Source organism: Acidobacteriota bacterium, assembly GCA_018001935.1.
Lineage (GTDB): Bacteria > Acidobacteriota > JAAYUB01 > JAAYUB01 > JAAYUB01 > JAGNHB01.
This window is the reverse complement of the sequence record JAGNHB010000026.1, coordinates 59,291-66,292: the sequence shown is the minus strand read 5'-3', so window position 1 is coordinate 66,292 and position 7,002 is coordinate 59,291. Positions and strand designations below refer to the sequence as shown.

Annotated in this window: 5 protein-coding genes; 4 read left to right on the top strand and 1 reads right to left on the bottom strand. The window is 64.6% G+C overall.

The window, feature by feature from the left end:
• The first annotated feature begins 212 nt into the window (after positions 1–212).
• Both KA419_11490 and KA419_11485 read left to right on the top strand, forming a co-directional pair.
• A complete protein-coding gene (locus tag KA419_11490; GenBank protein ID MBP7866564.1) occupies positions 213–1,895 on the top strand; it encodes a SpoIIE family protein phosphatase in 1,683 nt (560 codons plus the stop codon).
• 23 nt (positions 1,896–1,918) lie between these two features.
• Positions 1,919–3,319, top strand: coding sequence for a sigma-54-dependent Fis family transcriptional regulator (locus tag KA419_11485; protein ID MBP7866563.1), 1,401 nt, complete (start codon positions 1,919–1,921; stop codon positions 3,317–3,319).
• 222 nt (positions 3,320–3,541) lie between these two features.
• On the opposite strand, the gene KA419_11480 is transcribed toward KA419_11485, so the two are convergent.
• Positions 3,542–4,159 carry a sigma-70 family RNA polymerase sigma factor gene (locus KA419_11480; protein ID MBP7866562.1) on the bottom strand — a complete coding sequence of 206 codons (618 nt, stop codon included), beginning with the start codon at positions 4,157–4,159 and terminating at the stop codon, positions 3,542–3,544.
• A gap of 335 nt (positions 4,160–4,494) precedes the next feature.
• Between KA419_11480 and KA419_11475 the strand changes: the two genes are divergently transcribed.
• Together KA419_11475 and KA419_11470 are read left to right on the top strand one after the other, a co-directional pair.
• Positions 4,495–5,430, top strand: a complete 936-nt coding sequence (locus tag KA419_11475) for an ROK family protein (protein MBP7866561.1) — start codon at positions 4,495–4,497, stop codon at positions 5,428–5,430.
• 105 nt (positions 5,431–5,535) lie between these two features.
• Positions 5,536–6,924: an MFS transporter gene (locus tag KA419_11470; GenBank protein MBP7866560.1), complete on the top strand. Its 1,389-nt coding sequence runs from the start codon at positions 5,536–5,538 to the stop codon at positions 6,922–6,924.
• The last annotated feature ends 78 nt before the right edge of the window (positions 6,925–7,002 follow it).

Below are 7,002 nucleotides of genomic sequence, written 5' to 3'. Positions count from 1 at the left end.
GGGCTAGTCAAGAGGGAACTTGATATTGCAAGAATGATTTGTGAGGTGACCCCGGGCGTTCCGCGAGCTGATAGCCCGATCAGGGCGGGGTTAGATCATGCCAACTTTTTCCCTTGCGAAAGTGCTGATCCGGAAAAACCTTGACAATGCAGGGGGGAACGGATACCTTGGAAGCGACGGATTCACACAGGCCGACCCGCGGTGCGAAGAGGATGCAGACGACTTTTCAGCTTGACATTTTCGGGAAACGGCGGGCCTTCTCCCTGTCTCCGGGGCAGAGCGTCCTCATCGGCCGGGCCGCCGATTCCGACCTGATCATCGACACCGACCCCGGCGTCTCCAAGACCCACGCCCGCATCCGTCTCGAGGGTGAAGCCCCCGTCATCGAGGACGCGGGGAGCCGGAACGGGACCTACGTCAACAACGTCATCCTCACGAGCCCCCGTCCCCTGCGCAACGGGGACGTGATCACGCTGGGAGCCACCATCATCCTGTTCTACGGCGACGCCCGCGGCCCCTCCGCCGGCGTCTCCCCGCCGCACCGGACCCCGGCCATGACCTGCGTCATCCCTCTGGGGGAGTTGCGGGAGAAGGTCAAGCCCGCCATCCCCCCCGGTCTCGAGCAACTGAGCACGGAAAACGTCCGCCTCAGCATCCTCCAGGAAATCGCCACCTCGCTCCTGGACAAGCGGGACATCGAAGGGCTCTTCCAGCACAGCCTCACCCTCATCATGTCCGTGGTGCCCGCCCGGCGGGGGTGCATCATGATGAACGAGGAGGGGGAACTCCGCGTCAAGGCCTTCTCCGGGCAGCAGGCGGACCCTGTCTCCGGCGACATCATCCAGTTCTCCAACACCATCCGCCGGCAGGTGATGGAGCAGCGGACGGCCGTCCTGACCTCCAACGTGGAAGGCGACCCCAACCTGGAGAAGGCCCAGAGCGTCATCATCCAGGGCATCAAGTCGGTGATGTGCGTCCCCCTCTGGAACGAGGACCGGGTCTACGGCCTCATCTACCTCGACTCGTCGTTCCAGGAGAGCGCCTTCAACGAAAAGAACCTTCGCCTGCTGACCGCCATTGCCAACCTCGTGACCATGAAGATCGAGAACTATCTCTACATCCAGGAACTGCTCACGAAGAAGGCCATGGAAAAGGACCTGGAACTGGCGTCCGAGATCCAGAACATGCTGCTCCAGAACGAATTCCCGCCGATCCCCGGCGCGGAGTCCGCCCTGTGCTTCCGGTCCTGCCACCAACTGGGCGGGGACTACTACCACTGCTTCGAGCTGGAGGACGGGCGCTTTGTCGTGGTGATCGCCGACGTGATGGGAAAGGGGACCGGCGCCGCCATCCTGACGTCCGCGGTCCACGCCGCCTTTTCCGCCACCAGCGAACAGAAGAGCGACATCAGCTACAACGTGTCCAAGGTCAACCGCTTCGTCTGCGGCCTCTGCGGGGGGACCTTCTTCATCACCCTCTTCGCGATGCTCTACGACCCGGTCTCGGGCGAGCTGGAGTACTGCAACGCCGGGCACAACAACCCCCTTCTGGTCCGGACCGACGGCCGCGTCACGGAACTCACCGAGGGGGGGACCCTGCTCGGGTTCCTCCCGGAGGCCCCCTACAGCACCGGCAAGACCGTCCTCGGGAACGGGGACTTCGTGTTCCTGTTCACCGACGGGGTCTCGGAAGTGGAAAACGCCGCGGGGGAGATGCCGGGCAAGGACTTCCTCCCAAAGTTCCTCACCAGCCTCGGGCGGGCCGGCAGCCGGGAGATCATCGACCGGCTCTGGACCGAGCTGGACGCCTTCCGCGGTTCGTGCCCCCTGCGCGACGACACGACGGCTATCGTGGTCCGACGCCTGGACGCCGGCGACGCGACGGGCGCCCCCTGACGGACCAGCCCCGGGAACGCGCCATGAGCCCCGACACATCGAACCCGGCCCACGTTCTGATCATCTCCGACGACCCCGAGGTCACCCGGGGGATCGTCGACCTCTTCGCCGGGACGGGATTCGTGGTCCACACCACCTCCAACGGCCGAAGCGGCGTCAACATGGCGGGGCAGTTCCCCGTGAGCCTGCTCATCACCGGGATGGTGATGCGGGGCATGCAGGGAAACGAGATCATCCGCGAGATCAAGGGAATACACGAAAAGGCCACCGTCTGGGTGATCACCGAGGCCCGGAATTTCAACCTGGATTTCGCCGTGGAGGCCATCAAGCTCGGGGCGGACGACTACTTCGTCATCTTCGAGGACCTCCCCTCCGAGAAAATGCGCAAGGCCCTGGCCGCGTTCCAGGAAAAGATCCACCTCATCGCCGAGAACCGGCGGCTGCAGGAGCGTGTCCGGACCGGCGAAGCGCGCGACTCCTTCATGGGCAACTGCGAGACGATCCGGAACCTCCACCACCTGATCAAGAAAGTGGCGCCCACGGACGCCCCCGTCCTCATCACGGGCGAGAGCGGAACCGGCAAGGAACTCGTGGCCCGCACCCTCTGGGAACTCAGCGATCGCGCCAACCGGCCCTACATCCCCATCAACTGCGGGGCCATCCCGGAAAACCTGCTGGAGAGCGAACTGTTCGGGCACGAGAAAGGCGCGTTCACCGGGGCGCACGCCCTGAAGATCGGCAAGTTCGAGAACGCGGACAAGGGGACCGTTTTCCTGGACGAGATCGGCGAAATGTCCGCCAATTTGCAGGTCAAGCTGCTCCGGTTCCTCCAGGAGGGCGAGATCCAGCGCGTCGGGAGCGCCTGGACCATCCGGCTCGACGTCCGCATCATCAGCGCCACCAACAAGGACCTCGAGGAGGAGATCGCCCGGAACAACTTCCGGGAGGACCTCTTCTACCGCCTCAACGTCATCAACCTCCACCTCCCGCCCCTCCGGGAGCGCGGAAACGACGTCCTGGACCTCGCCCACTTCTTCGTCCGGGCCCTCGCCGTCAAGGAACGGCGCGACGTTTTCTCCTTCTCGCCGCTGGCGATGTCCCGCATCCGGGAGTACACCTGGCCCGGGAACATCCGGGAACTCAAGCACCGGATCCACCGCGCCGTTATCCTGGCCGCGGGGCGCGAGATCACCGCCGAGGACCTGGGCTTCCTCGAGAAGCAGGAGCGGCTGACCCTCAACGAAGCCTTGGAACAGTTCGAGTTCCGCTTCGTCACCGAGGCCCTCATCGCCGCCAGCGGCAATATCTCGCGGGCCGCCCGGAGCCTCGGGACCGCCCGCCAGCAACTCCAGCGCATCATCCGCAAGTACGGGATCCGCCCCGAGTCCTACCGCCGGCAACCTTCCGTCAAAGACCCCGAATAAGGTGAGGGGTGTATTTCAGGGGGCCCGTGCGGCACGGGCCCCCTGAAATACACAAGGGCACCCGGGCCGAGGCGTTGAAGAGGCGGTCGAGGAGGTGCAGGAGGAGGCGGGGGAGCATGCGGGTCCGTTCGTATTCCGGAAGAGGTGGCGGCGCTCGCGAAGCTTCGGGTGTTTGGGCCTCGGGTCGGGTGCCCTTGTTCGTAACCGTTGTCAAAGATCCTGTCAGTAACCCTGCCGGGCCAGCGCTTCGCGCAGCATCCGGCGTCCATAGAACAGGCGGCTCTTGACGGTGCCGGAGGGGAGGGCCATGAACGCCGCGATCTCCTCGATGGTGCGGTTCTGGATGTCGTGGAGGACGATCACGTCGCGGTGGCTCTTCGCCAGGCCCGCCAACGCCTTCTTGAGCAGGCCGGCGACCTCGCGGCGGGAGGTGGTCTCCCGGGGGTCTTCGGAGGTCTCCACGAAGTTGGCGTCGTTCTTCTCCGGGTGGTCCGGATCGGTGATCAGCGGCTCCGTGCGGCTGTGCTTCCATTTCCGGAGGTAGCCGTAGCAGGCGTTCACGACGATGCGGGTCATCCAGGTCTCGAGCCGGCTGTCGCCCCGGAAGTTCCGGATGTTCTGGAAGATGTTGCGGAAGGCATCCTGGACCGCATCCCGGGCCCACTCCGCGTCCTTGAGGATCCGGCAGGCCGTCCGGTAGAGCCTGCCGTAGTGCCGGTGGAAGAAGTCGTCGGCGTCGAGGATGCACAGCTGGCCGTGGTGTCCCGCCTCGCTCCCGGCCTGGAGTTCCGCCGCGTTCCGGTTCAGGTTCTCGTTGATGATGATGGCGATCTGGCTCATGGCTCTTCTCCTTTCCCACCCTGTTCTTGGCAAAACGCTTGCCAAACCGATCGTCGAAAATTTTTTCCCTTTGATTTCTAGCATTTAAACGAATTGATGCCGCCGGGCGCCGCTGGGTGTAAAAATATCCGTCACTCTTTTCCGGAACGGACGGCGCCCCGCCCCCCGAAACGTAAAATTTCCCGTCAGTCGATCGGGGTGACGAGGGTGCACCTCGACAAGGGGGGGCCTTCCCTTCACCGGGATGGCGGAGGTTCATGTCGAAAAGGCCCCTTGAAAATGCCGGTTTATTCCGGTAAACTGCACCCTTCAATCCGTGGGCAAGGAGAGTCAGGATGTTCAGAATCGGCTTGGACGTCGGCGGCACGAAGATGGTGGGGGTCGTCACGGACGGCGACGGGAACATCCGGCAGTGCCTTCGAAAGGAAACGCCGCCGGAGCGCTCGGCGGAAAGGCTGATGGAGGCCATGGCGTCCCTGGTCGGCGAACTCCGCGACCTCATCGAGGGGGCCGCCGTGGACTCCCTGGGTGTCGGCATCGCCGGCTACGTCGACCAGGAGCGGGGCTTCGTCCATTTCGGGCCGAACCTGGGCATCGAGCGGCTTCCGCTCGGCGAGAAATTCCGGGAGATGACGGGACTTCCCGTCTTCGTCGAGAACGACGTGAACTGCGCGTTGCTCGGCGAGTGCGCGTACGGCGCGGCAAAGGGTGTTTCGGACGCGGTGGGGATCTTCGTGGGGACCGGTGTGGGCTCGGCGTTCAAGTCGGGCGGCCGGATGGTCCGCGGCTCCCGGGGCGTCGCCGCCGAGGCGGGCCACACGATTTTCATCCCGGGCGGCCGCCCCTGCGCCTGCGGCAAGCGGGGGTGCTTCGAAGCCTACGCGGGCGGCCGCGCCATCGAGATGATCATCCGCGAAGCCGTCCGCAGCAACCCGTCGACCCTCCTCTCCCGCGAACCGGCGCCCACCCTGTCCACCGTTCGGCGGTGCATGCTGGCCGGCGACTCCTCGGCCCGCAAGATCTGGGACGAGGTGGTGGTCGCCCTCCGGGTGCTGGTGACCAACGTGATCGTCCTCTTCGACCCGAAGGTGGTGGTCCTGGGGGGGAAACTCATCGAGTCGATCCCCGAGCTGTTCGGGGACATCCAGGACTTCGCCCTCAACCAGGGGATGCGGGGTCTCTTCTACTCGGTCCTGGTGACCACCGCCGCCCTCGGCGACCGTGCCGCCGCCCTGGGCGCGACGCTGCTTCGCGAGGAGTTGAACGGGTAGCGCCGGCGCTTTTCCCGTCCCCGGAAGTCGTCTCGAACCCGCCGATACCCCGGCCCTGCGGCCGGGGTTTTCGACCGTCATCCCGATCCGGAGAGTGGAGCAACCATGGAAAACCCTGCCGTCCCCGTCCCGAAGGAATCCTTCCCGCGCGTCTTCTGGTCCGCGAACATCACCGAACTCTTCGAACGCGCCGCCTACTACGCCATCGCCAGTTTCGTCGTCATCTACCTCGGCCAGATGGGTCTGGGCAATTACTGGCCCAGCGTCCTCAACGGCTTGCTGTGGTACCTCGTCTACTTCCTGCCGATCCTCTCCGGGACCATCGCCGACCAGGTCGGTTTTCGCCGGGCCCTGCTCGTGGCGTTCGTCCTGCTCGCCATCGGGTACTTCCTGATGGGATACCCCGTCTGGTTCGGGGGACACGGGCTGTCGGAAGGAGCCGAGAAGAGCGACCTGGTGACCGCCGGTTCGGACATCGTCGTCCCGGTGCTCCTGGGGATTCTGCTCATTGGGATGGGCGGCTCCGTCATCAAGCCCTGCATCTCCGGAACCGTCCAGAAGACCGCCGGGGCCCGGGCGACCCTGGCTTTCGGCATCTTCTACATGGTCATCAACATCGGCTCCCTCGTGGGGCGCAGTATCAGCTACGTGATGCGGAAGCAGTTCGACCTCAGCTACATCTACGCCGTGGCCACGGGGTGCTCGATCGTCGCCTTCTTCGTCGTCATGATCCTGTACAAGGACCCGGACAAGGTGGGGTACGCCTCCGCCACCGCCAAGCCCCGCAAATCGGTCGGCCGGATCCTCGCGGACATGGTCCTGGTGCTCCGGAACCTCCGTTTCGCCCTGTTCCTGCTCGTCTCCAGCGGCTTCTTCTTCATCTATTCCCAGGTTTACAACGTGCTGCCGCTCTACGTGAAGAAGGTCGTCGAGAAAGATCCCCCCATGGACATCTACACCATGGCCAACCCGCTGGTCATCGTCCTCTTCCAGTTGATGATCACCCGGGCCTTCGGCAAGATGAAGCCCATCAAGTCCATCATCGTGGGAATCATCATCATCGGGGTCTCCATGCTGATCAACCTGGCCCCCATCTTCTCCGCCCAGGGTGTCCGCGCGTTGACGCTCGGGAACCTTCTCCCCATCGGGTCCCTGTTCATCGTCCTCACGGTGGGCCTGATCGCCTTCGGCGAGCTGTTCACCTCCGCCCGGACCTACGAGTACATCGGCGCCCTGGCGCCCAAGGGCCAGGAGGGTCTTTTCCTGGGCTACGCCAACCTTCCCATGGCCATCGGGGCCCTGGTGGGCGGCCCGGTGGGCGCCTTCATCTTCAACGAGATCATGTGCCGCAACCACAAGGTGCTCCCCAACGGCCTCCTCGAACTCGACCCGTGGCAGAATGCCTTCGGGTGGCTGATCCTCATGGGGGTCGGGTTCCTGTCGGCCGTCAGCATGTGGGCCTACAACCGCTGGCTGGAGCGCCACCCGGTCTGACATGGAGTGAGGCGGCAGGCTTCGTGGCGCCGCTTCGCAACCCACGCGACGAAGACGGGCTCTGACATCCACGCAAGC

What these genes read in the sequence shown, in the direction of transcription:
- KA419_11480 (MBP7866562.1), bottom strand. Translation starts at nt 4,159, where the DNA reads ATGAGCCAGATCGCCATCATCATCAACGAGAACCTGAACCGGAACGCG.
- KA419_11475 (MBP7866561.1), top strand. Translation starts at nt 4,495, where the DNA reads ATGTTCAGAATCGGCTTGGACGTCGGCGGCACGAAGATGGTGGGGGTC.
- KA419_11485 (MBP7866563.1), top strand. Translation starts at nt 1,919, where the DNA reads ATGAGCCCCGACACATCGAACCCGGCCCACGTTCTGATCATCTCCGAC.
- KA419_11470 (MBP7866560.1), top strand. Translation starts at nt 5,536, where the DNA reads ATGGAAAACCCTGCCGTCCCCGTCCCGAAGGAATCCTTCCCGCGCGTC.
- KA419_11490 (MBP7866564.1), top strand. Translation starts at nt 213, where the DNA reads ATGCAGACGACTTTTCAGCTTGACATTTTCGGGAAACGGCGGGCCTTC.